Source organism: Rhodococcus sp. R1101, from assembly GCF_000278445.1.
Lineage (GTDB): Bacteria > Actinomycetota > Actinomycetes > Mycobacteriales > Mycobacteriaceae > Rhodococcus > Rhodococcus gordoniae.
Window position 1 is genome coordinate 1 of sequence record NZ_AJVB01000724.1, and the last position, 1324, is coordinate 1324.

A 1324-nucleotide genomic window follows, 5' to 3' on the forward strand; every position below is an offset into this window, starting at 1 on the left:
GGCACCATGGGATTGGTGTTGCCGAACAACTCGCGCACCGCCTGCGTCAGCGCCGAGATGGGATTCCACTCGGCGATGGTCCGCAGCACCGGCGGCATCGTCGACGGATCGACGAACGTGTTGGCGATGAACGACAGCGGGAAGATCACCATGAAGCTGGCGTTGTTGAAGACCTCGGGTGTGCGGATCCACATGCCGATCACCGCCATCACCCACGACAGGGCGTAGGCGAACAACAGCAGCAACAGGTAACCGGCGAGGGCCTCTCCCAGAGAAGTGTTGATCCGCCAGCCTACGAGGAGGCCGGTCAACGACATCACGACAAGGCTGAGCACATTGATCAGCACGTCGGTGGTGGTGCGTCCGATGAGCACCGCGGACGGCGCCATCGGCAGCGACCGGAACCGGTCGATGATGCCCTTCTGGAGATCCTCGACCATCCCGAGGCCCGTCCACGTGGAGCCGAAGATCACCGTCTGGGTGAAGATGCCTGCGATGAGGAACTCCCGGTACGACATGCCGGGCACCTCGATCGCGCTGCCGAACACATAGGCGAACAGCAACACGAACATGATCGGGGAGAGCGTGGTGAACACCAGGAGATCCGGTACACGCTTGATCTTGATCATGTTTCGCTTGGCGATGGTCAGGCCGTCGGTTGCGACCGCTTCGAGCGTGTTCACGACACCGCCTCCTCGATCTTGTCGTCCGTTCCGTGACCGGTGAGCGTGAGGAACACGTCGTCGAGGGTGGGTTTGCGGAGCGCGACGTCGGAGACCCGGATACCTGCGGCCGACAATTTCCCCAGTGCGGTCACGAGACCGTCGGTTCCGCCACCGGAATCCGCGCTCACCGGAACGGTGATACGGCCGGTGCTGCGCTCGACCCTGATCTCGCCGGACGCGACCGATTCGAGTTCGCGGACCGCCCGCTCACGCTGGTCGACCTCGGCCACGCCGAGTTCGATGCGTTCGCCACCGACGCGGCTCTTGAGTTCGTCGGCGGTGCCACGAGCGATGACCTTCCCGCGATCGATCACGGCGATATCGTCGGCGAGGCGTTCGGCTTCGTCCATGTATTGAGTGGTCAGCAGCAACGTGGTGCCGCGTTGCACCAGTGTGTCGATGACCTCCCACAACCCGAGACGGGCACGCGGATCGAGCCCGGTGGTCGGTTCGTCGAGGAAGAGCACCGGAGGATCGGCGACGAGAGCGCCGGCGAGGTCGAGGCGACGCCGCATACCGCCCGAATAACCCTTGACCGGGCGATCGCCCGCCTCCTCGAGGTCGAACTGCTCGAGCAGTTCTCGTGCCCGGAGCCGACT

Annotated in this window: 2 protein-coding genes; both read right to left on the minus strand. The window is 64.2% G+C overall.

Features of this window, described 5'->3' with window-relative positions:
- Positions 1 to 629 (minus strand): ABC transporter permease (locus tag R1101_RS0123615; RefSeq protein ID WP_442969898.1); only part of this gene is annotated, 629 nt, incomplete at its 3' end.
- A 50-nt stretch (positions 630 to 679) separates the two neighbouring features.
- The coding region (locus R1101_RS28495; RefSeq protein ID WP_016935636.1) for an ATP-binding cassette domain-containing protein at positions 680 to 1324 on the minus strand (645 nt) is incomplete at its 5' end.